At 62.1% G+C, this 24,143-nt stretch carries 23 protein-coding genes and 1 other RNA gene; 11 read left to right on the plus strand and 13 right to left on the minus strand.

What is annotated here, in order from left to right:
• Positions 1-11: 11 nt before the first annotated feature.
• The 7 genes from BUC40_RS03650 to BUC40_RS03680 all read right to left on the minus strand — a co-directional run bounded on the left by BUC40_RS03650 (position 12) and on the right by BUC40_RS03680 (position 6,631).
• The gene (locus BUC40_RS03650; protein WP_073262697.1) at positions 12-629 is read right to left on the minus strand and encodes a hypothetical protein; all 618 of its coding nucleotides are present in this window, start codon (positions 627-629) and stop codon (positions 12-14) included.
• A gap of 74 nt (positions 630-703) precedes the next feature.
• Positions 704-1,705, minus strand: a complete 1,002-nt coding sequence (locus BUC40_RS03655) for an extracellular solute-binding protein (RefSeq protein ID WP_073262699.1) — start codon at positions 1,703-1,705, stop codon at positions 704-706.
• 94 nt (positions 1,706-1,799) lie between these two features.
• Positions 1,800-3,017: a 2-octaprenyl-3-methyl-6-methoxy-1,4-benzoquinol hydroxylase gene (locus tag BUC40_RS03660; RefSeq protein ID WP_073263863.1), complete on the minus strand. Its 1,218-nt coding sequence runs from the start codon at positions 3,015-3,017 to the stop codon at positions 1,800-1,802.
• 5 nt (positions 3,018-3,022) lie between these two features.
• The gene (locus BUC40_RS03665) at positions 3,023-3,511 is read right to left on the minus strand and encodes a DUF4442 domain-containing protein (RefSeq protein WP_073262701.1); all 489 of its coding nucleotides are present in this window, start codon (positions 3,509-3,511) and stop codon (positions 3,023-3,025) included.
• Complete coding sequence (gene ubiH, locus BUC40_RS03670; RefSeq protein ID WP_073262702.1) at positions 3,508-4,698, minus strand: 2-octaprenyl-6-methoxyphenyl hydroxylase; 1,191 nt, start codon at positions 4,696-4,698, stop codon at positions 3,508-3,510. Before ubiH ends, BUC40_RS03665 begins: the two co-directional genes overlap by 4 nt.
• A gap of 4 nt (positions 4,699-4,702) precedes the next feature.
• Positions 4,703-6,037, minus strand: a complete 1,335-nt coding sequence (pepP, locus tag BUC40_RS03675) for a Xaa-Pro aminopeptidase (protein WP_073262704.1) — start codon at positions 6,035-6,037, stop codon at positions 4,703-4,705.
• Between the two features lie 39 nt (positions 6,038-6,076).
• The gene (locus BUC40_RS03680) at positions 6,077-6,631 is read right to left on the minus strand and encodes a YecA/YgfB family protein (protein WP_073262706.1); all 555 of its coding nucleotides are present in this window, start codon (positions 6,629-6,631) and stop codon (positions 6,077-6,079) included.
• A 145-nt stretch (positions 6,632-6,776) separates the two neighbouring features.
• Here BUC40_RS03680 and BUC40_RS03685 point away from each other — a divergent pair, with 145 nt between their 5' ends.
• From BUC40_RS03685 to BUC40_RS03700, 4 genes are all read left to right on the plus strand, one after another.
• Positions 6,777-6,986, plus strand: a complete 210-nt coding sequence (locus BUC40_RS03685; RefSeq protein WP_013789617.1) for a TIGR02449 family protein — start codon at positions 6,777-6,779, stop codon at positions 6,984-6,986.
• Positions 6,983-7,297, plus strand: coding sequence for a cell division protein ZapA (locus BUC40_RS03690; protein WP_073262708.1), 315 nt, complete (start codon positions 6,983-6,985; stop codon positions 7,295-7,297). Before BUC40_RS03685 ends, BUC40_RS03690 begins: the two co-directional genes overlap by 4 nt.
• A 33-nt stretch (positions 7,298-7,330) precedes the next feature.
• Positions 7,331-7,510: non-coding RNA, 6S RNA (gene ssrS, locus BUC40_RS03695), on the plus strand.
• Between the two features lie 115 nt (positions 7,511-7,625).
• Positions 7,626-8,222 carry a 5-formyltetrahydrofolate cyclo-ligase gene (locus BUC40_RS03700; protein WP_073262710.1) on the plus strand — a complete coding sequence of 199 codons (597 nt, stop codon included), beginning with the start codon at positions 7,626-7,628 and terminating at the stop codon, positions 8,220-8,222.
• Positions 8,223-8,243: 21 nt separating this feature from the next.
• On the opposite strand, the gene BUC40_RS23215 is transcribed toward BUC40_RS03700, so the two are convergent.
• On the minus strand, positions 8,244-8,375 hold the full coding sequence (locus BUC40_RS23215) for a hypothetical protein (protein WP_279627104.1): 132 nt from the start codon (positions 8,373-8,375) through the stop codon (positions 8,244-8,246).
• Positions 8,376-8,444: 69 nt separating this feature from the next.
• Here BUC40_RS23215 and BUC40_RS03705 point away from each other — a divergent pair, with 69 nt between their 5' ends.
• Entirely contained in the window at positions 8,445-8,894 is a 450-nt protein-coding gene (locus tag BUC40_RS03705; protein ID WP_073262712.1) for an EVE domain-containing protein, read from the plus strand.
• Here BUC40_RS03705 and BUC40_RS03710 read toward each other — a convergent pair whose 3' ends face one another.
• The gene (locus BUC40_RS03710) at positions 8,895-9,314 is read right to left on the minus strand and encodes a flagellar basal body-associated protein FliL (RefSeq protein ID WP_073262714.1); all 420 of its coding nucleotides are present in this window, start codon (positions 9,312-9,314) and stop codon (positions 8,895-8,897) included.
• A 149-nt stretch (positions 9,315-9,463) separates the two neighbouring features.
• Between BUC40_RS03710 and BUC40_RS03715 the strand changes: the two genes are divergently transcribed.
• The gene (locus BUC40_RS03715) at positions 9,464-10,441 is read left to right on the plus strand and encodes an NADPH:quinone oxidoreductase family protein (RefSeq protein WP_073262716.1); all 978 of its coding nucleotides are present in this window, start codon (positions 9,464-9,466) and stop codon (positions 10,439-10,441) included.
• A gap of 53 nt (positions 10,442-10,494) precedes the next feature.
• On the opposite strand, the gene BUC40_RS03720 is transcribed toward BUC40_RS03715, so the two are convergent.
• From BUC40_RS03720 to trxA, 4 genes are all read right to left on the minus strand, one after another.
• Positions 10,495-11,463 carry a CDP-6-deoxy-delta-3,4-glucoseen reductase gene (locus tag BUC40_RS03720; RefSeq protein WP_073262718.1) on the minus strand — a complete coding sequence of 323 codons (969 nt, stop codon included), beginning with the start codon at positions 11,461-11,463 and terminating at the stop codon, positions 10,495-10,497.
• Positions 11,463-12,929: a 4-hydroxy-3-polyprenylbenzoate decarboxylase gene (ubiD, locus tag BUC40_RS03725; protein WP_073262720.1), complete on the minus strand. Its 1,467-nt coding sequence runs from the start codon at positions 12,927-12,929 to the stop codon at positions 11,463-11,465. Before ubiD ends, BUC40_RS03720 begins: the two co-directional genes overlap by 1 nt.
• Positions 12,930-13,048: 119 nt before the next feature.
• On the minus strand, positions 13,049-14,308 hold the full coding sequence (gene rho / locus BUC40_RS03730; RefSeq protein WP_073262722.1) for a transcription termination factor Rho: 1,260 nt from the start codon (positions 14,306-14,308) through the stop codon (positions 13,049-13,051).
• A gap of 240 nt (positions 14,309-14,548) precedes the next feature.
• Entirely contained in the window at positions 14,549-14,875 is a 327-nt protein-coding gene (gene trxA / locus BUC40_RS03735; protein ID WP_073262724.1) for a thioredoxin TrxA, read from the minus strand.
• Positions 14,876-15,129: 254 nt separating this feature from the next.
• Between trxA and ppx the strand changes: the two genes are divergently transcribed.
• The 5 genes from ppx to BUC40_RS03760 all read left to right on the plus strand — a co-directional run bounded on the left by ppx (position 15,130) and on the right by BUC40_RS03760 (position 23,728).
• Complete coding sequence (ppx, locus tag BUC40_RS03740; RefSeq protein ID WP_073262726.1) at positions 15,130-16,635, plus strand: exopolyphosphatase; 1,506 nt, start codon at positions 15,130-15,132, stop codon at positions 16,633-16,635.
• A 130-nt stretch (positions 16,636-16,765) separates the two neighbouring features.
• A complete protein-coding gene (locus BUC40_RS03745; protein ID WP_073262728.1) occupies positions 16,766-18,511 on the plus strand; it encodes a potassium/proton antiporter in 1,746 nt (581 codons plus the stop codon).
• A gap of 130 nt (positions 18,512-18,641) precedes the next feature.
• Complete coding sequence (mscK, locus tag BUC40_RS03750) at positions 18,642-21,995, plus strand: mechanosensitive channel MscK (RefSeq protein WP_073262730.1); 3,354 nt, start codon at positions 18,642-18,644, stop codon at positions 21,993-21,995.
• A complete protein-coding gene (selO, locus tag BUC40_RS03755; RefSeq protein ID WP_073262732.1) occupies positions 21,992-23,455 on the plus strand; it encodes a protein adenylyltransferase SelO in 1,464 nt (487 codons plus the stop codon). The genes mscK and selO overlap by 4 nt, the downstream gene beginning before the upstream one ends.
• A 21-nt stretch (positions 23,456-23,476) precedes the next feature.
• Entirely contained in the window at positions 23,477-23,728 is a 252-nt protein-coding gene (locus BUC40_RS03760; protein WP_073262734.1) for a DUF6429 family protein, read from the plus strand.
• Positions 23,729-24,143: the final 415 nt, after the last annotated feature.

Consider the following 24,143-nt stretch of genomic DNA (forward strand, 5'->3'; position numbering starts at 1 on the left):
CTTTACCGCGGTTAGATGCCGTCTACGCTGCGCAGCGTACGCTCGGCCTTGTCGGCAGCGCTCTTGTTCTGCCATTTGGGCAAGTAGTCGAGCTTGCGGGCGCGGATACTGTCGATGTTGTCCTGATACCAACTGTTCGCCTTGGGACCGATAACCATCCACTCGGTGGATTCATCCCAAGCGCGGAACTGCTTGGACTGCAGGCCTTCCTTGGCACTGGCATCGTTACGGATCGGTAGCAGCGAAAAACGCGCTCGCCATACCCCCATTCGCGGGGCGACCAGCACGTAATAGCGTTTGCCTGCTTCCAGATTGGCGGCGAGGAAGTCGGCATTTTCAGACACCACCATGAACAGGTGCTCACCGGGCTCGGCCAGATAGGCGACCTTGCTTTTCGACGATACGACGCCGGCGAATACATCATTGCCCTCGGCGCGAGTGTCATAGACGGAGGACTGCACTGCACCACCGAGCGACGAGGGCCGCATGAACACCACCAGAGCCTTGTCGGCCGTGGCTTTCGGTTCGGCCTCGGTAGTCGGCGCAACCATCAGTGATGACTGGCAACCACCCAGCACCAACAATACGAAGAGCATTCCCAGCAAGCGAGAAAATATTGAAAACGGCATAGAAACTTCCTTGTGACTGAAATGAAAAGCCGCGGCAACTGCGCCGCGGCTGGCATTCAAGCAAATCGCCGTCGTTAATTCCAGCCAGCACGGTCCATCAGGCGGATGGCCTCGGCCTGGCGCTTGCCGGCCACTTCCACCGGGATGCTGTCGGCCTTGAACTCACCCCAGGAGGCGACCTCCGCCGAAGGCTTCACCTTCGGGTTGGCCGGGAACTCCTTGTTGGCGTCGGCGAAAATGTTCTGCGCTTCAGCGCTGGTCATCCACTCGACGAGTTTCTGGGCGGCCTCGGGGTTCGGTGCATGCTTGGTCAGGCCAACACCGGACAAGTTGACGTGCACGCCACGGTCTTTCTGGTTTGGCCAGAACAGCTTGGCTTTGAGATCCGGGTTCTGCTCGTGCAGGCGGCCGAAGTAGTAGGTGTTGACGATACCCACGTCGCACTGGCCGGCGGCCACGGCGTTGATCACCGAGTTGTCGTCCGGGAATACGTCGGTGGCCAGGTTATTGACCCAGCCCTTGATGATCTCTTCGGTCTTGGCTTCTCCGTGGGTCTCGATCAGGGTCGCGGTGAGCGACTGGTTGTAGACCTTCTTGCTGGTGCGCAGGCACAGGCGACCCTCCCAGTTCTTGTCGGCCAGCGCTTCGTAGGTGCTCAGCTCGTCGGCCTTCACCCGCTCCGGCGAGTAGACGATGGTGCGTGCACGCAGCGACAGACCGGTCCAAGCACCGCTGGCGGCGCGATACTGGGCAGGAATGTTGGCGTCGACGACGCTGGACTTCATCGGCTGCAGGATGCCCATCTGCTCGGCTTGCCAGAGGTTGCCAGCGTCGACGGTGAGCAGCAGATCGGCCGGGGTATTCTCGCCTTCGGCCTTGATGCGCTCCATCAGCGGCGCTTCCTTGTCGGTAATGAACTTCACCGCCACGCCGCTCTTGGCGGTGTAGGCGTCGAACACCGGTTTGATCAGCTCGTCGATACGCGAGGAATAGACCACGACTTCGTCGGCGGCCTGAACGGCGCTGGCCAGCGTACTGAGGGTGAAAACGGCGAGAAGCGCGCGACGTACCGACATGACAGAGACCCTGTGAGAGCTGAAGGAGCGAGGATGATAGTGACTCGCATCTACAACGCACACCTTGAGGTCATTGCCAGATATTACGGCGCCATCACGCCTTCGCCAGCTCTGGTAAGTCGCCGCTCAGGCCGAGTGCCTGACGCACGAACAGGGCCTTGGCTTCGTCCAGCCCGTTGACCAGATCGAGGCCGGCGTTGCGCGCGAGGCGCAGGGTCAGCGAATCGCTCTGGAACAACCGCTGGAAGCCTTCCATCGCGGCCATCATCGCCAGGTTATGGGGCATGCGCCGGCGTTCGTAGCGGCTCAGCACACGCTCGTCGGCAAGCCGCTCACCGCGCTCGGCCGCCTGTGCCAGCACTTCGGCCAATACCGCCGCATCGAGAAAACCGAGATTGACGCCCTGCCCGGCCAGCGGGTGGATGGTGTGGGCAGCATCGCCGATCAGCGCCAGGCCCGGTTCGACGTAGCGCTTGGCATGGCGCTGCCGCAGCGGAATGCACAGGCGGCGATCCACCTGCAGCACCTGCCCCAGACGGTGTTCGAAAGCCTGCCCCAGTTCTGCGGAAAACGCGTCGTCATCCAGCGCCATCAACTGAGTGGCATGATCCGGCGTGGTCGACCAGACGATCGAACACCAGTGCTCGCCATCACGTTCGCCCAGCGGCAGAAAAGCCAGCGGGCCTTCGTCGGTGAAGCGCTGCCAGGCGGTGGCCTGGTGCGCCTCGGCGCAGCGTACGCTGGTGACGATGGCGTGGTGCAGGTAATCCCACTCGCGGGTTTCGCAGCCGGCCAGGCGACGCACTGCCGAGTTGGCGCCATCGGCGGCGATCACCAGCGGCGTGCGCAGCTCACGGCCATCGGCCAGGGTCAGCAGCCAGTCGTCACCGGAGTGACGCATGCGCTCCAGGCGCGCATCGGCTAGGAGGCCCACATCGCTGTCATGCAGGCGCTCAAGCAGCGCGTCTTGCACAACACGGTTCTCGACGATATGGCCGAGCGTGTTGGCATGCACGCTGGCTGCGCTGAAATGGATGTTGCCAGTGCCGCTGCCGTCCCACACGTGCATGTCGCTATACGGACAGCTGCGCCGCGCCAGCACGCCGGGCCAGGCGCCAAGACGTTCGAGAATGCGCTGACTGGCCATCGACAGCGCGCTGACACGAGGCTCGTAAGCCGCAGTGGCGTCGAACGGTTCGACGGTCATCGGCCCACCGTCGAGCACCAGGCACTCCAGGCCGCTCTCACGCAGGGCAAGGGCCAGCGCACTACCAACCATTCCGGCACCGACGATGATCAGGTCTGCACGCATCTCGTTCATTTCCTCTGGCTGCCTGCCGCGCGCGGCTTGAGCCGCACATAAAGAGTCTTGTTTACCCGCGCCACCAGAGCGCCGCTGCCATCGCGCACTTCCACCTGCCGCTCGGGCAGGTACTTGTCGCCGCTGGCGGTTCGCTCGCGCACCTGGTCGATAAAGGCCTGGTCGATGGCGAACGAGGCGAACACCTGGCCGCGGCCGGGCGCGATGAAATCGATGCTGGCGGCTTTGTCCCAGACCACGTAATCGCGGCCGAGGTTCTCCATCAGCATCAACATGTAGAAGGGGTCAGTCATCGAATACAGGCTGCCGCCGAACTGGGTGCCGACGTAATTGCGGTTGTACCAGCCCAGACGCATCTTCACCTCGACCTGGCGAAAGTCCGGGGCGATGCGCCGAACCCATACACCAGCGCCCAGGTAGGGCGGATAGAGGTTCATGATCCAGCGCAGCACACGAGCCTTGCGCGCCAGCCGGCGTGCATTCATTGCGGGCTACCGCGAGTACCCATGCCCATCGCCTGCCGCGCAAACCAGCGTTTGGCGGGCGGCAACAACTCCAGGCCGAGCAGGCCCAGGTTGCGACCGGCGGCGAGCAACGGCTGGTCAGTGCTGAACAACCGCGTGACCTGATCGGAGAACGCCACGGTGCGCGCCTGATCGTCAGCCTGAATGCCGGCGTAACGCTGCAAGGTGGCCAGATCGCCAAGCGGTGCGGCACTCGCCAACAGGGTATCGGCCAGCGCCCGCACATCGCGTAAGGAGAGATTGAAGCCCTGTCCAGCAATCGGATGCAGGCTGTGGGCAGCATTGCCAAGCACCACCAGGTTGGCACGTACTTGCTCGGCGGCCTCGATCAAAACAAGCGGGTACGGCACGCGTGCGCCGACCTGCTTGAGAGCGCCAAGGCGATAACCAAAGGCCTGCTGCAGCTCGGCGAGGAAGGCACGCTCATCCAGTTTGAGCAGCCGCTCGATCTCGCGGCTCGGGTGCGTCCACACCAACGCGCAGCGATTCTCGGAAAGCGGCAGCAGCGCCAGCGGACCGGATTCGGTAAAGCGCTCGAAAGCCTCGCCGCCATGGGCACGCGATGGGGTGATATTGGCGATCAGCGCGGTCTGGTCGTAAGGCCGCTGATTGACGGTGATGCCCAGCTGCTCGCGCAGCGACGAACGCCCGCCATCGGCAAGAACGGCCAGCGAGCAGTCGATCAGGGTTTCATCATCCAGGGTCAGGCGATAGCCATCGGCCGTGGGCTCCATGCGCTCGACCTGGGCCGGGCAACGCCACTGGATCACCTCGCTGTCCAGCGCCTGCCACAGGCATTGGCCAAGCCAGGCGTTTTCCACCACATAGCCCAGCGCCGGCACGCCTTCCTGTTCCGCACTCAACCGCGAGGCAGCAAAACGACCGCGATCTGAGACGTGAATGCGTTCGATAGCCGTCGCCTGCTCGGCAATCGCCGGCCACACGCCAAGGCCTTCGTAAATCAGCCGCGAACCGTAGGAAAGCGCCGTGGAGCGGGCGTCGTAGCTGGGCTGATAGCCCTCGCCAGGGGCGAACGGCTCGATCAGCGCGATGCGCCAGCCGCGCCTGCGCGCTTCGCCTTGCAGCGCAAGCGCCAGGCTGGCGCCGACAAGGCCGCCACCGATAATCGCCACATCCACGCGCAGCATGGCCTCAGGCTACCTGTGCGCGGGCAGCGGCCATCAGGGCCTCGATCTCGTCGACAGTCTTGGGCACATCGTTGGTGAGCACTTCGCAGCCAGTCTTGGTGACGACTACATCGTCCTCGATACGCACGCCAATACCGCGCCACTTCTTGGCGACGCTCTGGTTATCCACCGCAATATAGATGCCCGGCTCGACGGTCATGGCCATGCCCACTTCGAGCACACGCCACTCACCGCCGACCTTGTACTCGCCGACGTCGTGCACATCCATGCCCAGCCAATGACCGGCACGGTGCATGTAGAACGGTTTGTAGGCTTCGGCAGCGATCAGCTCGTCGACCTTGCCTTCAAGCAGGCCCAACTCGACCAGCCCAGCGGTGATGACGCGGACCGTGGCCTCGTGGGCTTCGTTCCAATGCCGGCCTGGGGCGATGAACTTGAGCGCCTCCAGATTGGCGGCCAGAACGACTTCGTAGATGGCCTTCTGCTCGGGCGAGAACTTGCCGCTGACCGGGAAGGTGCGGGTGATGTCGCTGGCGTAGCAGTCGATCTCGCAGCCAGCGTCAATCAGCACCACGTCGCCATCCTTGAGCAGCGCGTCGTTCTCGCGGTAATGCAAGATGCAGGCGTTCTTACCCGCCGCGACGATGGAGCCGTAGGCCGGCATCTTCGAGCCGCCCTTGCGGAACTCATAATCTAGTTCGGCTTCCAGGTGGTACTCGTAGAGCCCGGCACGGCTGGCCTGCATGGCCTTGATATGGGCGCGTGCGGAAATCTTCGCAGCCTCGCGCATGACCTTCACTTCGCCGGCCGACTTGTACAAACGCAGGTCGTGCAGGAAGTGGTTCAGCGCAACGAATTCCTTCGGCGGCGTGGCGCCCTGGCGTGCCTTGGAGCGGATCACGTTGACCCACTCCATAAGGTGGCGGTCGAACTCCGGGTTGGTGCCCACCGCGTAATACACGCGCTCACGGCCTTCGATAAGGCCGGGCAGGATGTCGTCGATATCGCCGATGGGGAATGCATCGTCCGCACCATACTGGCTAATGGCGCCTTCCTGGCCGGCACGCAGCCCGTCCCACAGCTCACGCAGGGGATCACGTTCGCGGCAGAACAACACGTATTCGCCATGCTCACGACCGGGGATCAACGCGATCACCGCCTCAGGCTCCGGGAAACCGGACAGGTACTGGAAGTCGCTGTCCTGACGGTAGATATGCTCGACATCCCGGTTGCGGATGAACACCGGCGCCGCCGGCAGGATGGCAATGCTGTTGGGTTCCATCTGCGCCATCAGCGCCTTGCGGCGACGGGCGTATTCCGCTTTGGAGATGCTGGTCATGGGCAGGCTAGATTCCGATCAGTCGAGTAAAGGGCGATATCAGTGCAGCGAAGGCTTCGGCGCAGGCGCAGCCGGCTTGTTGCACTCGCTGAACAGCAGCAGAGGCGCCACACGCAGGTACTCCATGACCTCCATGTAATCGTTCTCGCCGTCCTCGGATTCCTCCAGGGCATTCTGCACCTGAGCGATGGCCGACAAATCCTGCAGCACTTCCATGGCGTCGGCGCTCAGCGCAGCGTCGCCAACGGTCAGCCCGAAACCACCAAGAAAGCCTTGGCACCATTGGCCCAGAGCAACCGCGCGCTCGGCCAGCGGGGCATCATCGGAAGGCAGCAGCAGAACCACGGTGACGTCATCACCGGTCAACTCGCCGCGCACCATCTCCTGCAGGCCGATCAGTGCCTGGCGGATGTTTTCCGCAGGCTCGGTGCCCAGCAGTTCGGTGGCATCGACGAGCCATGGGCCAGCTTCGAAGCCGGCGCCGGCGCAACTACGACCCAGGAGAAGGCCGTGCAGCTCGGCAGGAGAAACAGAAGTGCCGCCACTGGCGAGCAGGGCAGCGAATGCAGCGTAGGGAGAACTGGAAGTCGGCATCGATCACTAGGCGCCAAGAGGCGCAATCACTAGAATGGAGGCCTTGTATCCTAGCATCGGCAGATGCGCCAAGACCATCGGCCGGTTTGCGCTGGCGAACTGCTGGATCTATACACTGCGCACAACCCTGCCAAAGCGAGAGCCAATGGAAGACGCCGACCTACACGCCCTGACGGCAAAGCTGGAACTGCTGATCCAGCGCGTCGAGCGACTCAAGGCACAAAATCGTCTCTTGCTGGAAAGCGAGCAGGCGTGGCGCGAAGAACGCGCTCATCTGATCGAAAAGAACGAAATGGCTCGGCACAAGGTCGAATCGATGATTTCGCGCCTCAAAGCCCTGGAGCAGGACTCATGACCCAATCGAATACCGTTACCGTTCAGATCCTGGACAAAGAATATTGCATCGCCTGCCCCGCCGATGAGCGTAGCAATTTGCAAAGCGCTGCCCGTTACCTGGACGGCAAAATGCGGGAGATCCGCAGCGGTGGCAAAGTCATCGGCGCCGACCGCGTTGCCGTGATGGCCGCCCTGAACATCACCCATGACCTGCTGCACAAGCAGCAGAACCTCGACAAGCAGGCCACCGTCGCCCGCGATCACGTGCGTGACCTGCTCGGCCGAGTGGACAATGCCCTGCACGATGACACCGATGGCCGTGGCGTCTGACCAACGGTCGTCCATTTGCGTTATACTGGCCGCAGCTCCCTGGAGTGTGCGCCAGTTGGTTGATGTCCCTGAGCCGATACGCACAACCCCGGGGGTTGTCAGTTGAGGCCGGTGTGCATGTCCGCTTGACGGAAAGCCTTAAGGTTTCCTGCAACCTCCACCTTGAACTTTCGGGTTCAAGGGCTAAACCGACAGCGGCATGCTGGGGAGTCACAATTCGTAGCCCGCTGCTGGCCCAGGCCAGCAGCGGGCTTTTTGTTGGCCGCAGTTCCAGCAGCTGCTCATTGGCGACGCCTCGCTTCGCCCGATACTACAAGGGGATTGGCCCGTGATTGATGCCAGCGACCTCAGCCGTGCCCAGCTACGCCGCAAGCTGCGCCAGGAACGCCGAGCCCTGCCTGTGGCTGTACAACGCCGGGCGGCCGCAGCGCTGTATCGCCAGTTGGCCCAACACCCAGTGTTTCGCCGTGCACGCCACGTCGCCCTGTATCTGGCCAATGACGGCGAGATCGACCCACACCTGCTGGTTGCCGCAGCTCACGCTCGCGGCAAACGCGTCTACCTGCCGGTACTGAAATCCTGGCCGCGCACCAGCATGGTGTTTCAACGCATCGATGCGCACGAAAAGCTGGCTGCCAATCGTTTCGGGATTCCCGAACCGCGCCGTAACGGCAAACGTCAGCGCAAGATCTGGACGCTGGATCTAATCCTGCTGCCCTTGGTGGGCTTCGATCAACACGGCGGTAGACTCGGTATGGGCGGCGGTTTCTACGATCGCAGCCTGGCCTATCGGGCGCTGCGCAAAAATTGGCACAAACCGACGCTGCTCGGATTGGCCCACAGCTGCCAACAGGTGGACAAGCTGGCCATGGCCGCCTGGGACATACCGCTGGATGCCACCGTGACCGATGAAGGCTGGTACTAGCACTGCAGCGAAAACAGCGGGTTATCGCCCGGCTCGAACATCCTCGGCGATCGGTTTACCCTGCTGCCATTGGCTTTGCGTATAACCGGTGGTCACCACGCCGAGGCCGAAAACCAGGACCAGCATCCACAACAAATCAGGCTTGCGCCGCATACCACCACTCCTTACCAAATTACCCTTTCACGCAGCCCCTGCAGCGCACCGACTCAGAGAGCAAAGTTCATGCCCTATTGGCTAATGAAATCCGAGCCTGACGAACTGTCCATCCATGACCTGCAGCGCCTGGGGAAAACCTGCTGGGACGGCGTGCGCAATTACCAGGCGCGCAACTTCATTCGCAGCATGCAGCCGGGTGATCAGTTCCTGTTCTATCACTCGAGCTGCCCGCAGCCGGGAGTGGCCGGCATCGCCCGTATAGAAGGCGAGCCTTACCCGGACCCCGCAGCGCTGGATCCACAAAGTCACTATTTCGATGCCAAGGCCAGCGCCGAGAAGAACCCGTGGACGGCCGTCGACGTGGCTTTCGTCGAGGCCTTCAAGAAGGTCATCCCGCTGGCCGAGCTGAAAGCGCAAAGTGCGCTGGAGGAGTTGGCACTGGTGCAGAAAGGCAGTCGCCTGTCGGTGATGCCGGTTACCGACGCGCAGTGGACGGCGATCCTGCTGCTGAAGTGATCAGCCCTGCAGAATCAGGTTGTTGAACAGCAGGTCCTCGACCAGCGGCTGGCCTTCCTCGTCGGTCAGCACCTGCTGCACCTGCTTGAGAGCCTCCTGGCGCAGTTTTTCCTTGGCGTCCGGTGTGGCCAGGTTCTCTTCAGTCTGCTGGGAAAACAGCATCACCAGTTGGTTGCGAATCAGCGGCTCGTGATGAGTGACCTTGGCTTCGGCATCAGCGCCAGTGACACGCAGCGCCACATCGGCCTTGTAGTACTTGAGCTTCGGGCCAGCGCCGAAGTTGCCAACGAGCGCGGGCGTCAGACTGTGATAGATCACCTGTGGTGCGGCGCCCTCGCCTTCCCCTTCCTTTTTCTCCTCATTGGCGAAAGCCGGGATCGACAGTGCGCAGGCAAGCAGAAGCGTGATGAGGGTTTTCACAGGGCGATCTCCATTGGGTTGCCCGCAAGCATAGCAACGCCCATCGCAGATCCCAATGCTTATAGCGGGTTATCAGACGAGGCCATGCTCGTTGACCCGCAGGCCCACCTACCTAAACTGCAAAGCTGATCCGCTCGAGGCTTACCGCAATGAAAGCACTGCTCTGCAAGGCCTTTGGCCCGGCCAAAACCCTGATTCTGGAAGATATCGACAGCCCGCGCCCGAAAGGCAATGAGGTACTGATCGATGTCGAGGCTGCCGGCGTGAATTTCCCGGACACGCTGATCATCGAGGGCAAGTACCAATTCAAGCCGCCCTTTCCCTTCTCGCCCGGCGGCGAAGTAGCTGGAGTGGTAAGCGCGGTGGGTGACAAGGTCGCACACCTGAAAGCCGGAGACCGGGTGATGGCACTGACTGGCTGGGGCGGCTTTGCCGAACAGGTTGCGGCGCCCGCCTACAACGCGCTGCCCATCCCAGAGGATATGGATTTCACCACAGCGGCCGCATTCAGCATGACCTATGGCACCTCGATGCACGCACTGCGCCAGCGTGCGGCCCTGCAGCCTGGCGAAACCCTACTGGTGCTCGGCGCGGCAGGCGGCGTCGGCCTGGCAGCGGTGGAGATTGGCAAGGCCATGGGCGCCCGGGTGATCGCCGCCGCCAGCAGCGCCGAGAAGCTCGAGGTGGCGCGCCAGGCTGGTGCCGACGAGCTGATCAACTACAGCGAACAGAGCCTGAAGGACGAGGTGAAAAGGCTCACAGGCAACGGCGTCGACGTGATCTACGATCCGGTCGGCGGGCCACTGTTCGAGGAGGCGTTTCGCTGCATGGGCTGGAATGGTCGTTTTCTGGTGGTGGGGTTTGCCGCGGGCGGTGGCATCCCGGCGCTACCGGCCAACCTGCCGCTGCTCAAGGGCGCATCTCTGGTGGGCGTATTCTGGGGGGCGTTCGCCCAACGTCAGCCGGCGGACAACGCCGACAACTTCCGGCAGCTATTCGCCTGGCATGCCGAGGGCAAACTCAAGCCGCTGGTGTCGCAGGCCTTCCCACTGGAGCGCGGTGGCGAGGCGATCGATGCCCTCGGCCAGCGCAAGGCCGTCGGCAAGCTGGTGGTGACCGTTCGCTGACGGGGAGCGCCAGCTCCTGAAAACACAAAGCCGCCCGAGGGCGGCTTTTTCATTCAGCCCCGCGGCGCGTAAGCGAATACGTCGGCGCGCATCTGGTGGGCGTCCATGCCCGACTCGACCAGAGCATCCAGCGTGGCATAGACCATGCTCGGCGAACCGCTGGCGTAGACGTGCAGCGCGCGCAGATCCGCGAAATCTTCACGCACAGCCTCGTGCAGCAGGCCGCAACGGCCTTGCCAGCCGCACTGATCGCTGACTACCTGGTGCAGGAACAGATTGGGCAGTGCCTGCCATTCGTCCCAATGCGGCAACGCGTAGAAATCTTCCGGCCGCCGCGCCCCCCAGTACAGATGCACCGGATGCTCGAAGCCGCGCGAGCGGCATTCCTCAATCAGGCTGTGCATCTGCGCCATGCCGGTACCGGCGGCGATCAGCACCAAAGGCCCGTCTGGCAGCTCAGCCAGGTGGGCATCACCAAACGGCAGTTGTACCCGCGCCGTGCCCTGCTCGCGCAGTTGCTGCAGCAGGTTCAGGGCGCTCGCTTCGCGGCCGAGGATATGCAGTTCCAGATCGCGACCGTCCTGCGGCGCCGAGGCCAGGGAAAACGCCGATTTCTCGCCATCCAGACGCTCGATCAGCAGGTACTGGCCGGCGTGGTAGCGCGGCGGTTTACCGGCCGGCGCACGCAGCAGCACGCGCCACACATCGCCGCCCGCCTCGACACAATCCAGCACCTGGCAGCCCAGGCTACGCACCGGCAGCTCGCCGGGCATCAGTACGCCGTCCCAGTGCAGCACGCAGTCTTCCAGCGGCTCGGCGATACAGGTGTAAAGCTCGCCATGATCCAGCTCAGCGCCATTCTGGCGCACACGGCCTTCGACCAGCAGCGCGACGCACACGTGGCAATTGCCGTTGCGACAGCTCTGCGGGCAGCTGTAGCCCAGACGCCGCGCGGCATCGAGGATGGCTTCACCAACGTCGACGTCGAGCACGGCGCCGGAGGGTTGCAGGGTGACCTTCATCAATCGATTCCCAACTCGCTCCACATTTCATCGACCCGCTTGGTGACCGCCTCGTCCTTGACGATCGCCCGGCCCCACTCACGATCTGTCTCGCCCGGCCACTTGTGGGTGGCGTCGAGGCCCATCTTCGAGCCCAGGCCGGAAATCGGCGAGGCGAAATCCAGGTAATCGATCGGCGTATTCTCGATCATCACCGTGTCGCGTTTGGGGTCCATGCGCGTGGTGATGGCCCAGATCACGTCATTCCAGTCGCGGGCATTGATGTCATCGTCGGTGACGATCACGAACTTGGTGTACATGAACTGTCGCAAGAACGACCACACACCGAGCATCACGCGCTTGGCGTGGCCGGGGTACTGCTTCTTCATGGTCACCACCGCCATGCGGTAGGAGCAGCCTTCCGGCGGCAGGTAGAAGTCGGTGATCTCCGGGAACTGCTTCTGCAGAATCGGCACGAACACTTCGTTCAGCGCCACACCGAGAATCGCCGGCTCATCTGGCGGACGGCCGGTGTAGGTCGAGTGGTAGATCGGGTCGCGGCGGCGGGTTATGCGTTCGATGGTGAACACCGGAAAGGTGTCGACCTCGTTGTAGTAACCGGTATGGTCACCATACGGGCCTTCCGGCGCGGTCTCGCCCGGATGGATCACGCCTTCGAGGACAATCTCGGCACTGGCCGGCACTTGCAGATCACTGCCGATGGCCTTGACCAGCTCGGTACGATGACCGCGCAATAGGCCGGCGAAGGCGTATTCGGACAGAGAATCCGGCACAGGTGTAACGGCGCCCAGAATGGTCGCTGGATCAGCACCCAGCGCCACGCACACCGGATAGGGTTTGCCCGGGTGCTTCTGGCACCACTCGCGATAATCCAGCGCGCCGCCACGATGGCTGAGCCAGCGCATGATCACCTTGTTGCGGCCGATAACCTGCTGGCGATAGATGCCGAGGTTCTGGCGCTCCTTGTTCGGCCCCTTGGTGATGGTCAGACCCCAGGTGATCAGCGGCGCAACGTCGCCAGGCCAGCAATGCTGGATTGGCAACTTGCTCAGGTCGACGTCGTCGCCCTCTTCGATCACTTCATGGCAAGGCGCATCCTTGAGCACCTTGGGCGCCATGTTGATGACTTTTTTGTAGATCGGCAGCTTGTTCCAAGCATCCTTGAGGCCCTTCGGCGGCTCGGGTTCCTTGAGGAACGCCAGCAGCTTGCCGATCTCGCGCAGCTCCGAGACTTCCTCGGCGCCCATGCCCAGCGCCACGCGCTTGGGGGTGCCGAAAAGGTTACCGAGCACGGGTACGCTGTGGCCGGTGGGGTTCTCGAACAGCAGTGCCGGGCCGCCCTTGCGTAGGGTACGGTCGCACACCTCGGTCATTTCCAGGATCGGCGATACCGGCGCCTTGATGCGCTTGAGCTCGCCGCGCGCTTCCAGGCCGCGGATAAAGTCGCGCAGATCGCGATACTGCATGCTGGAACCTCACTCGAATCGGGGCGCAAAGTTTAGCGCCGAAGTCGGACTTGCAGAACAGTCGATACTACAGACAAACAAAAGCCGGGTTTCCCCGGCTTTTTTGTGCCACCAGACCGTTACTTGCGCTTCATGGACATGAAGAACTCATCGTTGGTCTTGGTAGCTTTCAGCTTGTCGATCAGGAACTCGATGGCGGCGATTTCGTCCATCGGGTGCAGCAGCTTGCGCAGAATCCACATGCGCTGAAGCTCGTCCTCGGCGGTCAGCAACTCTTCGCGGCGGGTACCGGCGCGATTGATGTTGATGGCCGGGAATACGCGCTTCTCGGCGATACGACGATCCAGGGGCAGCTCCATGTTGCCGGTACCCTTGAATTCTTCGTAGATCACTTCGTCCATCTTCGAGCCAGTTTCGACCAGCGCGGTAGCGATGATGGTCAGCGAGCCGCCTTCTTCGATGTTACGCGCGGCGCCGAAGAAGCGCTTCGGCTTCTCAAGGGCGTGGGCGTCGACACCACCGGTGAGTACCTTGCCGGAGCTCGGGATCACGGTGTTGTAGGCACGGGCCAGACGAGTGATGGAGTCGAGCAGGATGACCACATCCTTCTTGTGCTCGACCAGGCGCTTGGCCTTCTCGATCACCATCTCGGCAACCTGCACGTGGCGGGTTGGTGGCTCGTCGAAGGTCGATGCAACCACTTCACCGCGCACGGTGCGCTGCATTTCGGTCACTTCTTCCGGGCGCTCGTCGATCAGCAGAACGATCAAGTGGCACTCGGGGTTGTTGCGCGCAATGTTGGCTGCAATGTTCTGCAGCATGATGGTCTTACCGGCTTTCGGCGGTGCAACGATCAAGCCACGCTGGCCCTTGCCAATCGGAGCGCAGAGGTCGATCACACGGCCGGTGATGTCCTCGGTGGAGCCGTTGCCGGCTTCCATGGTCAGGCGCTTATTGGGAAACAGCGGCGTCAGGTTTTCGAACAGAATCTTGTTTTTCGCGTTCTCGGGACGATCAAAGTTGATCGTGTCGACCTTGAGCAGCGCGAAGTACCGCTCGCCTTCCTTCGGAGGGCGGATCTTGCCAACGATGGTGTCACCGGTGCGCAAGTTGAAGCGACGAATCTGACTCGGCGAGACGTAGATATCGTCAGGGCCGGCAAGATAGGAAGCGTCTGCGGAGCGGAGGAAGCCGAAGCCGTCCTGGAGAATCTCCAACACGCCATCACCGGAGATCTCCTCACCGCTTTTCGCGTGCTTTTTGAGCAGGGAGAAAATCACGTCCTGCTTGCGCGAACGGGCCATATTTTCTATGCCCATTTCTTCGGCCAATTGCAGCAGGTCGGTAATCGGCTTTTGCTTGAGTTCAGTCAGATTCATATAGGAATGACGTAGTCGTATAAGGAGGGAATGGTAAGCATTGAGCTTGAGAGGCCGCACCGCGAGGAGGCGACAGGCGCCCGCTTTATTGTCGAATGTTCGATAAGGAATGCGTCGGCAGCGGCGTGCAGGGGGTCACTTAGGAAAAGCGATGGCCCCGAATGTAACATCGGCTTTGCGAAGGCGTCTAGCCTTCAGACAGAAAAAAGCCCCGTTGTCTACGGGGCTTTTCGACGACGCTTACAGATTAGCGTCGATGAAGGCAGCCAACTGCGACTTGGACAGTGCGCCAACCTTGGTGGCTTCGACGCTGCCGTTCTTGAACAGCATCAGGGTCGGAATGCCACGTACGCCGTACTTGGGCGGAGTGTCCTGGTTTTCGTCGATATTCAGTTTGCAGATCTTCAGCTTGCCTTGGTATTCCTTGGAGATCTCGTCCAGCACCGGGGCAATCATCTTGCACGGGCCGCACCACTCAGCCCAGTAGTCGACCAGTACCGGGCCATCTGCCTGGATGACGTCCTGATCGAAGCTGGCATCGCTTACATTGGTGATGAATTCACTCATGGGAAGTCTCCGTGTTGGCACGCAATAACGATAAAAGTGGCGGGCATAATAGCCCGGCTAGCGTGACACAGGAAGGCGCCAGCCATTGAGCGTAGCCATAGAGGCTATCGACAGGGGCAATGGGCGAGGCCGAGAAGAACGCGCGAAAGAGGCCGCCTGAGACAGCTGGCGCAGTGCCTGCAACGCGTGTATCCGTTGGCGTGCGCGACCTATCGTGGCACGATGGCGGGGTTCTGCATCGAGATTGATTGATCATGCCGCAAAACCATTCCGAGTCTTTCCCCCTGGTTGCCGCCATCGACCTGGGCTCCAACAGCTTCCATATGGTGTTGGCCAAAGCCGACCATGGCGAGATTCGCATCCTCGAGCGACTCGGTGACAAGGTTCAGTTAGCAGCCGGCATCGACGAGAATCGTCAACTTAGTGAAGAGGCCATGCAGCGCGGCCTCGACTGCCTGAGCCGCTTTGCGCAGCTGACCACCAGCCTGCCCCAGGGCGCTGTGCGCATCGTCGGCACCAACGCGCTGCGTGAAGCGCGCAACCGCGCCGAGTTCATCCGCCGCGCCGAAGCGCTGCTGGGCCATCAGGTCGAAGTGATCTCCGGGCGCGAGGAAGCGCGCCTCATCTATCTGGGTGTGTCGCACACCATTGCCGATACGCCGGGCAAACGCCTGGTCGCCGATATCGGCGGCGGCAGCACCGAATTCATTATCGGCCAGCGCTTCGAACCGTTGCTGCGCGAAAGCCTGCAGATGGGTTGCGTGAGCTACACGCAGCGCTACTTCAAGGACGGCAAAATCACCCCTGCCCGTTATGCCCAGGCCTATACCGCGGCGCGCCTGGAAATCATGGGTATCGAACATGGCCTGAACCGCCTCGGCTGGCAGGATGCGGTGGGCGCCTCGGGCACCATCAAGGCCATCGGCCTGGCGATCCAGTCCGCCGGCCTGAGCAACAATGGCGAGGTCACTTCTGAAGGCCTAGCCTGGCTCAAGCGCAAGATTTTCAAGTGTGGTGATGTCGAGCGCATCGACCTGGACGGCGTGAAGCCTGACCGCCGGCCGATCTTCCCGGCTGGCCTGGCGATTCTCGAAGCCATCTTCGACGCCTGCGAACTGAACCGCATGAGCCATTCCGAAGGCGCGCTGCGCGAAGGCGTGCTCTACGACCTGCTCGGCCGCCATCAGCATGAAGACGTACGCGAACGCACCTTATCGGCATTCATGGAGCGCTATCACGTCGATCAGGAACAGGCCGCCCGCGTGGAAGCCAAGGCCTTATCGGCCTTGGACAAGGTCGCCAAAGACTGGCAGCTGACCGACGACTGGCACCGCGAACTGCTCAGCTGGGCCGCCAAGGTGCATGAGGTCGGCCTCGATATCGCCCACTATCAGTACCACAAGCACGGCGCCTACCTGATCGAGCACTCGGATCTGGCCGGTTTCTCTCGCCAAGACCAGCAGATGCTTGCGCTTTTGGTGCGCGGCCACCGCCGCAACATTCCCAAGGAAAAGCTCACCGACTTCGGCGATGAAGGCGTGAAACTGGTACGCCTGTGCGTACTGCTGCGCTTTGCCATTCTGTTCCACCACATTCGTGGCAGCCAGAACATGCCCACCGTACGCCTGAAGGCCGGCCCTTCCAGTCTGGCCATCGAGTTCCCGGAAGGCTGGCTTGCCGCCAACCCGCTGACCCAGGCGGACTTCGAAAGCGAAGCCGAGTGGCTCAAACGCATCGACATGACGCTGACCGTTCGCTGACCGGCATCGTGCGGCTATCGAGTTGATATCGAAAGTTTCCGTAATGCGATGCAGCAAGTTGGTTTTGACAGGCGCATTTGCCGACAAGATAGAATCCAGTCTTTTTGGCACGCCATAAACAGGGAAATATGTGGAAAGCGCTACGGTTAACAGCCTATTTCTAATCGGTGCACTGATGGTAGCCGCAAGCATCGCCGTCAGCTCACTGTCAACCCGGCTCGGTGTTCCCATTCTGGTCATCTTCCTCGGCGTAGGCATGCTGGCGGGCGTCGACGGTATTGGCGGAATCGCTTTCAATGATTATTCGCTCGCCTACCTGATCAGTAACCTGGCCCTGGCCGTGATCCTGCTCGACGGCGGCATGCGCACCCGTAAGGCCACCTTCCGCGTAGCGCTGTGGCCTGCACTCTCGCTAGCCACCGTGGGCGTGGCCATCACCGCGGGGCTTACCGGCCTGGCAGCGGCCTGGCTGTTCAACCTGACAATTCTCGAGGGGCTGCTGATCGGCGCCATCGTCGGTTCAACCGACGCTGCCGTGGTGTTCAATCTGCTCAATGGCAAGGATCTCAACGAACGCGTCGGCTCTACCCTGGAAATCGAGTCAGGCAGCAATGACCCGATGGCGATGTTCCTGACCGTCTCGTTGATTGCCATGCTGGCCAGCGGGCAGACCAGCTTCAGCTGGTCGCTATTGACCGATCTGGTCTGGCAGTTCGGGATCGGCATCGCCCTGGGCGCAGGCGGCGGCTGGCTGCTGCTGCAGTTGATCAATCGCCTGACCATCGCAGATGGCCTTTATCCGCTGCTGGCCGTGAGCGGTGGTATCTTCATCTATGCGCTGTCCGGCACCCTAGGAGGCAGCGGCATTCTGGCCGTCTATGTCTGCGGGCTGCTGATGGGCAACCAGCCAATCCAAAACCGCAACGGCATCCTGCACATGTTCGACGGCCTGGCCTGGCTGAGCCAGATCGGCATGTTCTTGGTCCTTGGGCTATTGCTCACGCCCAGCGACCTGCTGCCCATCGCAGTGCCGGCGCTGGCACTATCGCTATGGATGATTCTGTTCGCACGGCCGCTGTCGGTGTTCGTCGGCTTGCTGCCGTTCAAAATGTTCCACCTGCGCGAACGACTGTTCATTTCGTGGATCGGCCTGCGCGGCGCCGTGCCAGTGATTCTTGCAGTGTTCCCGCTGATGGCAGGGCTAGAGAACGCTCAACTGTTCTTCAACGTTGCGTTCTTCATCGTGCTGGTGTCCCTGCTGGTACAGGGCACCTCGCTGGGTTGGGCGGCACGCAAGGCCAGGGTAGAGATTCCACCCTCACCCTCGCCCATCTCACGCAGCGGCCTGATGATCCACAGCACCAGCCAGTGGGAGATGTTCATCTATCGCCTGGGCGCCGAGAAATGGTGCATCGGCGCGCCGCTACGCGCGCTGAACATGCCCAAGGGCACCCGCGTCGCGGCGCTGTTTCGCAACAACGAGCTGCTGCACCCCTCTGGCAGCACCAAGCTGGATGCTGGTGACCTGCTGTGCGTGATCGGCCACGAACATGACCTGCCTGCGCTGGGCAAGCTGTTCATCCAGCCGCCGAAAAAATCCCAGGACCTGCGTTTCTTCGGCGATTTCGTGCTCGAGGGAGACGCCCAGCTCGATGCGGTAGCGGCACTTTACGGCCTGCACGTGGAGCCGGAAAACGCCGGCCAATCGCTGGGCAATTTCATTGGCGAACTGATCGACGGCGAAACCGTGGTAGGCGATCAGATCGAGTGGCAAAGCCTGACCTGGACGGTCGCCGAGATGGACGGGAACAAGATCCGCAAGGTCGGCGTCAGATTCCCCGAAGGCGTCCGCCCGGGCCCTGGTCTGTCGTTCTGACAACCGCCCGCCAACCCGCCTGTCAGCGCCCTGTCGAGCCGGCAGGGTTGGTGCGCGGCAGCTTGTGACAGATCGCCGCGCGGGACTTCTCACCAGTCTGTAGACTCAGCAGGACTCCACCCCCGCGATCATGACCATGCTCTCTTTCCGTCGTTTGCTTGCCGTTTTCCTGCTGGGCCTGTGCCTGGCCAACTCACCTGCCTGGGCCGACGCCAACCCAACTGCCGCTGACGTCCAGCGCAGCCTGGACACCCTGGCCGACCGCAAATTGGTCGAGCCCGAGCAGAGCCAAGTGCGCCAGACGCTGGAAAAAACCCTGGACTCGCTCAACGCCCAGGCCGATAGCCAGCAGCGGCTGGCCGCCCTGCAGAAGCAGTTGGCCCAGGCGCCCCGGCAGACTCAGGATGCCCACCGCGAACTGGAAAAGCTCAAGGCCACCAAGGTGGTGCCCGTGGCGCAGCGCTATGCCGGCAGCAGCGTTGCCCAGTTGGAGCAGATGCTCAGCGAACGCAGTGCGCAACTCAGTGACTGGCAAAAGCAGCTCAACGATGCCAACACCCTGATCGTCACCGCGCAGACGCGCCCGGAGCGCGCTCAGGCGGAAATCAGCAGCAACCAGACCCGCGCCCAGCAGATCAACTCGCAGCTCAAGAACGGCCGTGAAGAAGGCAAACCGCTAAGTGCCGAGCGGGTCAACCAACTCAAGGCCGAGCTCGCCCAGCTCGGCGCCCTGACCCAACTGCGCCGCCAGGAAATGGCCGGCAACAGCGTGATGCAGGACCTGGGCAGCGCCCAGCGCGATCTGTTCGACGAGCGTGTCAGGCGCCTGGACGTTGAGCTGCAGGAGCTGCAGAACCTGATCAACGAGAAGCGTCGCGACCAGTCCGAACGAACCGTCGCCGAGCAGTCGATGGAAGCCGAGAAGGTTGGCGGCTCCGACAGCCTGCTGTCGCGCGAGAGCGCACTGAATCTCAAGCTTTCCGACTACCTGCTGCGCGGCACCGACCGCCTCAACGAGCTGACCCAGCTCAACCTGCGCACCCAGCAGCAGCTCGACACCGTAAACCAGACCGACCAGGCGCTCGACGAGCAGATCAATGTGCTGCAGGGCAGCCTGCTGCTGTCGAAAATTCTCTACAAGCAGAGGCAGTCGCTGCCCAAACTCAAGCTCGATAACGGGCTGGCCGACGAAATCGCCGACATTCGCCTCTACCAGTTCGAACTCAACCAGCAGCGCGAACAGATCTCCAACCCAAGCGCCTACGTCGACAAGCAGTTGGCCGCCGAGCCGCCGGAAAACGTCACGCCGGAGCTGCGCGAGTCGCTGTTGGACCTGATCGACACCCGCCGCGCCCTGCACGATCGCCTCAACCGCGAGCTCAACTCGCTACTCAACGAATCGATCACCCTGCAGCTCAATCAGAAGCAGCTCAAGGACACCGCCACCGCACTGCGCGCGACCCTCGACGAGCAGATGTTCTGGATTCCCAGCAACAACCCGCTCAACCTCGACTGGTTCAAAACCGCGCCAGCCCAGCTGCAACGGCAGATCTCCGACCTGCCGTGGCTGGATAACATCAGCCAGCTCGGCGCCGGCCTGATCGAGCGGCCTCTGCTGTTCCTGCCGCTGCTGCTGGTGATGGGCCTGCTGCTGTTCAAGCGCCGCTACCTGAGCCAGAAGCTCACCGATCTGCACAAGGACATCGGCCACTTCAGGCGCGACAGCCAGCTGCACACGCCGGTGGCGATCCTTCTCAACGTACTGCTGGCACTGCCCGGCACGTTGCTCCTGGCGCTGTGCGGCTTCGCCCTGCAAATGGACGCCCGCGGCCTGAACGTCAATCTCGGCTCCGCGTTCCTCGGCATGGCCCAGGCCTGGCTGGTGTTCTACACCGTGTACCGCATCTTCACACCAGGCGGCGTGGCCGAGCTGCACTTCCACTGGGCGCGTGCCCACGTAGCGTACCTGCACCGGCAGATCCGCTGGCTGGGCGTGGTGGTGATGGCGCTGGTGGCGGTGGTGACCGTCGCCGAATTCCAGCCGTCGAGCCTCTCCGACGACGTGATCGGCATCGCCGTGGTACTGACCTGCTACGGCCTGATGATCTGGCTGCTGCAGAAACTGCTGCTGCGCGGCCCGGCCCGCGAGAACGCCTCGACCTTCCGCATGTTCATCGGCGTGCTGTTCAGCATGCTGCCGCTGGGCCTGTTCCTGGCGGTGTGCTTCGGCTACTACTACACCGCCCTGAAACTCAGCGACCGGCTGATCGACACCCTTTACCTGCTGCTGATCTGGCTGGTGGTCGAGGCGGTGTTCGTGCGCGGCCTCGCCGTAGCGGCGCGGCGCCTGGCGTACCAGCGCGCGGTCAGCAAGCGCGAAGCGCAGACCACCGAGGACAGTGAAGGCACCGAGATTCAGCTCGAAATGCCGACGCTGGACATCGAGCAGGTCAACCAGCAATCCCTGCGCCTGATCCGCCTGACCCTGCTGGGCAGCTTCATCGGCGCGATGTACTGGGTGTGGGCCGACCTGATCTCGGTATTTGCCTACCTCGACAACATCACCCTGTACGAATACAACAGCAGCGCCGTGGTCGGCAGCGCTACTTCGCTGATCCCGATCAGCCTGCTCGACGCCTTGTATGCGCTGATCATCGCGGCCATCACCATGGCTCTGGGCCGCAACCTGCCAGGCTTGCTGGAAGTGCTGGTGCTCTCGCGCCTGCGCCTGGCTCAGGGCAGCGCTTACGCCACCACCACGCTGCTCTCCTACGTGATTTTCGGCACCGGCATCGTGGTCACCCTGTCGACCCTTGGCGTCAGCTGGAACAAGCTGCAATGGCTGGTCGCCGCGCTGTCGGTAGGTATCGGTTTCGGCATGCAGGAAATCTTCGCCAACTTCATTTCCGGCCTGATCATCCTGTTCGAACGCCCGGTGCGCATCGGCGATCTGGTGACCATCGGCGGCGTGACAGGCACCGTGAAGCGCATCCACATCCGCGCCACGCACATCATCGACAGTGACCGCAAGGAAGTGATCGTGCCGAACAAGACGTTCGTCACCAGCCAGTTGATCAACTGGACCCTGACCGATACCGTGACCCGCATCGTGCTGACCTTCAAGGTCAACCGCGGCGCCGACCTGGAGAAGGTACGCACCTTGCTGCTGCAGGCAGCCCAGGAGAATTCCCGGGTGATGCGCGACCCGGCACCGACCGCCCAGCTCAGCCTGTACGCACCCGACGGCCTGACCCACGAGCTGAAGTTCTACGTCAAGGAACTGGGCGACCGCGGCGTCGCCACCGATGAGCTCAACCGTCGCATCGACCAGCTGTTCGCCGACAACGACATCAACCTGTCCAGCACGCCGAAAATGGACATCGTCCTCAGCCGCGCCGCCGCACCGCACGACACGCTCAAGCTCGACGACGAGCAACTGGCGAATGCCGAGCAAGCCGAGAAAAAAGACGAGGCCAAACCGTGAAAACCCTCGACACCCTGACCTTCGACAATCGCTTCGCCGGCCTGGGTGACGGGTTTTCCACCCACATACTGCCCGAGCCAATCGCCGAGCCGCGTTTGGTAGTGGTCAGCGAAAGCGCCCTGGCCCTGCTCGACCTCGACCCGCAGCAAGCGCAGCGCGAGGTGTTCGCCGAGCTGTTCTCCGGCAACCAGCTGTGGAGCGACGCCGAGCCGCGCGCCATGGTCTATTCCGGCCACCAGTTCGGCGGCTACTCGCCGCGCCTCGGCGATGGCCGCGGCCTGCTGCTCGGCGAAGTGCTCAACGATGCCGGCGAACACTGGGACCTGCACCTCAAGGGCGCCGGCATGACGCCCTACTCGCGCATGGGCGACGGCCGCGCCGTGCTGCGCTCGTCGATCCGTGAGTTTCTCGCCAGCGAAGCGCTGCACGCCCTCGGCATTCCCAGCTCGCGAGCACTGTGCGTAACCGGCTCAAGCACGCCGGTGTGGCGCGAGAAGCAGGAAACTGCCGCCATGCTGGTGCGCCTGGCGCCCAGCCATATCCGCTTCGGCCACTTCGAATACTTCTACTACACGCGCCAGCATGAGCAGCTCAAGCAACTCGCCGACCATGTGATCGAACATCACTACCCGGCCTGCCTGGAGCAGCCGCAACCTTACGCCGTGTTGCTCAAGGCGGTTCTGGAGCGCACCGCCGAGATGATCGCCTGGTGGCAGGCCTACGGCTTCTGCCACGGGGTGATGAACACCGACAACATGTCGATCCTCGGCATCACCTTCGACTTCGGCCCCTACGCCTTTCTCGACGACTTCGATGCCAAGCACATCTGCAACCACTCCGACGACACCGGCCGCTACAGCTTCAGCAACCAGGTGCCCATCGCCCATTGGAACCTCTCGGCCCTGGCCCAGGCGCTGACATCACTGGTGGAAGTCGACACCCTGAGTGAAACCCTCGACCTGTTCCTGCCAATTTATCAGGCCCACTATCACGATCTGATGCGCAAACGCCTGGGCTTCACCAGCGCCGAAGATAGTGACGAAGAACTGATCCAGCGCCTGCTGACCCTGATGCAAGCCGGCACGGCCACCGACTACTCGCTGTTCTTCCGCCACTTGGGCGACCAGGCGCCAGCCGAGGCGCTAAAGGTAGTGCGCAACGACTTCGTCGACCTCCAGGGCTTCGACGCCTGGGCCGCCGACTACCGGACCCGCGTGGAGCGCGAAGGCTTCGAGCAAACCGAACGCCAGGCGCGCATGCACGCGGTCAACCCGCTCTACGTGCTACGCAACTACCTCGCCCAGGAAGCCATCGCCGCCGCCGAAGCGGGCGACTACGCGCCAGTGCGAGAACTGCATCAGGTGCTGACCCGCCCGTTCGACGAGCAGCCGGGCAAGCAGCATTACGCGCAGCGGCCACCGGACTGGGGCAAGCATCTGGAAATCAGCTGTTCATCTTGAAACCTGCAAAGGAGACAACCGATGAACTACGACGAAAAACGTATCGAAGAAGCCGTGCTGGCGCTGCTGACCACATTCAGCTTCGACGGTGGGCGATCCTGGAAAGGCTACGACTTCGATGTGATGAATGCCTTGCATGAACAAGGATTGATCGACGACCCACGGGGCAAAAACAAATCCGTGTGGCTGACGGAAGAGGGCCTGAACAGAGGCAACACCCTCGCTGAGCGCTTATTCGCCGCAGACGGCAACAGCCAACCAGACACCGATTAAAGCGTTGCCCGCAACGTAGTTAGCCAAAGGCGTAATCCGCCAACGCGTACGCACGCATAACTCTGCTTAGTGCAGCATATTGCCCGACAGATACTTGCTGTTTGCCGGGCAACCTCTTATCGTCAAAATCCTCTGCGGCTGGATGTCCGCACGCGTAAACCATTGCCAAAAGGAACTTGCAGTGCACCTCGCCCTTCTCCGCACCTGCGCCACGACCTCACCGCCCACATCGCCGGGCAGAAGTGCTGTGCAAAACACAAGTCGCGCGAATACGCGAGAGCTGTGCATGCTCACACCTCAAGTTATTGTTTTTTCTGAAAATCCAGCCTGCATCGCCAATGAGTCAGCGACGTTATGCGAAATTCCGCAATAACGCACTAATGAAGAATTCCATCTAATCACTTTTAGATTTCAG

The organism is Phytopseudomonas punonensis (assembly GCF_900142655.1).
In the GTDB taxonomy this organism is placed as follows: Bacteria; Pseudomonadota; Gammaproteobacteria; order Pseudomonadales; family Pseudomonadaceae; genus Aquipseudomonas; species Aquipseudomonas punonensis.

Coding starts and splice junctions, on each gene's coding strand:
- BUC40_RS03650 (WP_073262697.1), bottom strand. CDS start 629: ATGCCGTTTTCAATATTTTCTCGCTTGCTGGGAATGCTCTTCGTATTG.
- ubiH (WP_073262702.1), bottom strand. CDS start 4,698: ATGCTGCGCGTGGATGTGGCGATTATCGGTGGCGGCCTTGTCGGCGCC.
- BUC40_RS03665 (WP_073262701.1), bottom strand. CDS start 3,511: ATGAATGCACGCCGGCTGGCGCGCAAGGCTCGTGTGCTGCGCTGGATC.
- BUC40_RS03705 (WP_073262712.1), top strand. CDS start 8,445: ATGCCCTATTGGCTAATGAAATCCGAGCCTGACGAACTGTCCATCCAT.
- BUC40_RS03680 (WP_073262706.1), bottom strand. CDS start 6,631: ATGCCGACTTCCAGTTCTCCCTACGCTGCATTCGCTGCCCTGCTCGCC.
- BUC40_RS03690 (WP_073262708.1), top strand. CDS start 6,983: ATGACCCAATCGAATACCGTTACCGTTCAGATCCTGGACAAAGAATAT.
- BUC40_RS03655 (WP_073262699.1), bottom strand. CDS start 1,705: ATGTCGGTACGTCGCGCGCTTCTCGCCGTTTTCACCCTCAGTACGCTG.
- pepP (WP_073262704.1), bottom strand. CDS start 6,037: ATGACCAGCATCTCCAAAGCGGAATACGCCCGTCGCCGCAAGGCGCTG.
- ppx (WP_073262726.1), top strand. CDS start 15,130: ATGCCGCAAAACCATTCCGAGTCTTTCCCCCTGGTTGCCGCCATCGAC.
- BUC40_RS23215 (WP_279627104.1), bottom strand. CDS start 8,375: ATGCGGCGCAAGCCTGATTTGTTGTGGATGCTGGTCCTGGTTTTCGGC.
- BUC40_RS03660 (WP_073263863.1), bottom strand. CDS start 3,017: ATGCGTGCAGACCTGATCATCGTCGGTGCCGGAATGGTTGGTAGTGCG.
- mscK (WP_073262730.1), top strand. CDS start 18,642: ATGACCATGCTCTCTTTCCGTCGTTTGCTTGCCGTTTTCCTGCTGGGC.
- BUC40_RS03720 (WP_073262718.1), bottom strand. CDS start 11,463: ATGAAGGTCACCCTGCAACCCTCCGGCGCCGTGCTCGACGTCGACGTT.
- BUC40_RS03760 (WP_073262734.1), top strand. CDS start 23,477: ATGAACTACGACGAAAAACGTATCGAAGAAGCCGTGCTGGCGCTGCTG.
- BUC40_RS03715 (WP_073262716.1), top strand. CDS start 9,464: ATGAAAGCACTGCTCTGCAAGGCCTTTGGCCCGGCCAAAACCCTGATT.
- trxA (WP_073262724.1), bottom strand. CDS start 14,875: ATGAGTGAATTCATCACCAATGTAAGCGATGCCAGCTTCGATCAGGAC.
- BUC40_RS03685 (WP_013789617.1), top strand. CDS start 6,777: ATGGAAGACGCCGACCTACACGCCCTGACGGCAAAGCTGGAACTGCTG.
- rho (WP_073262722.1), bottom strand. CDS start 14,308: ATGAATCTGACTGAACTCAAGCAAAAGCCGATTACCGACCTGCTGCAA.
- ubiD (WP_073262720.1), bottom strand. CDS start 12,929: ATGCAGTATCGCGATCTGCGCGACTTTATCCGCGGCCTGGAAGCGCGC.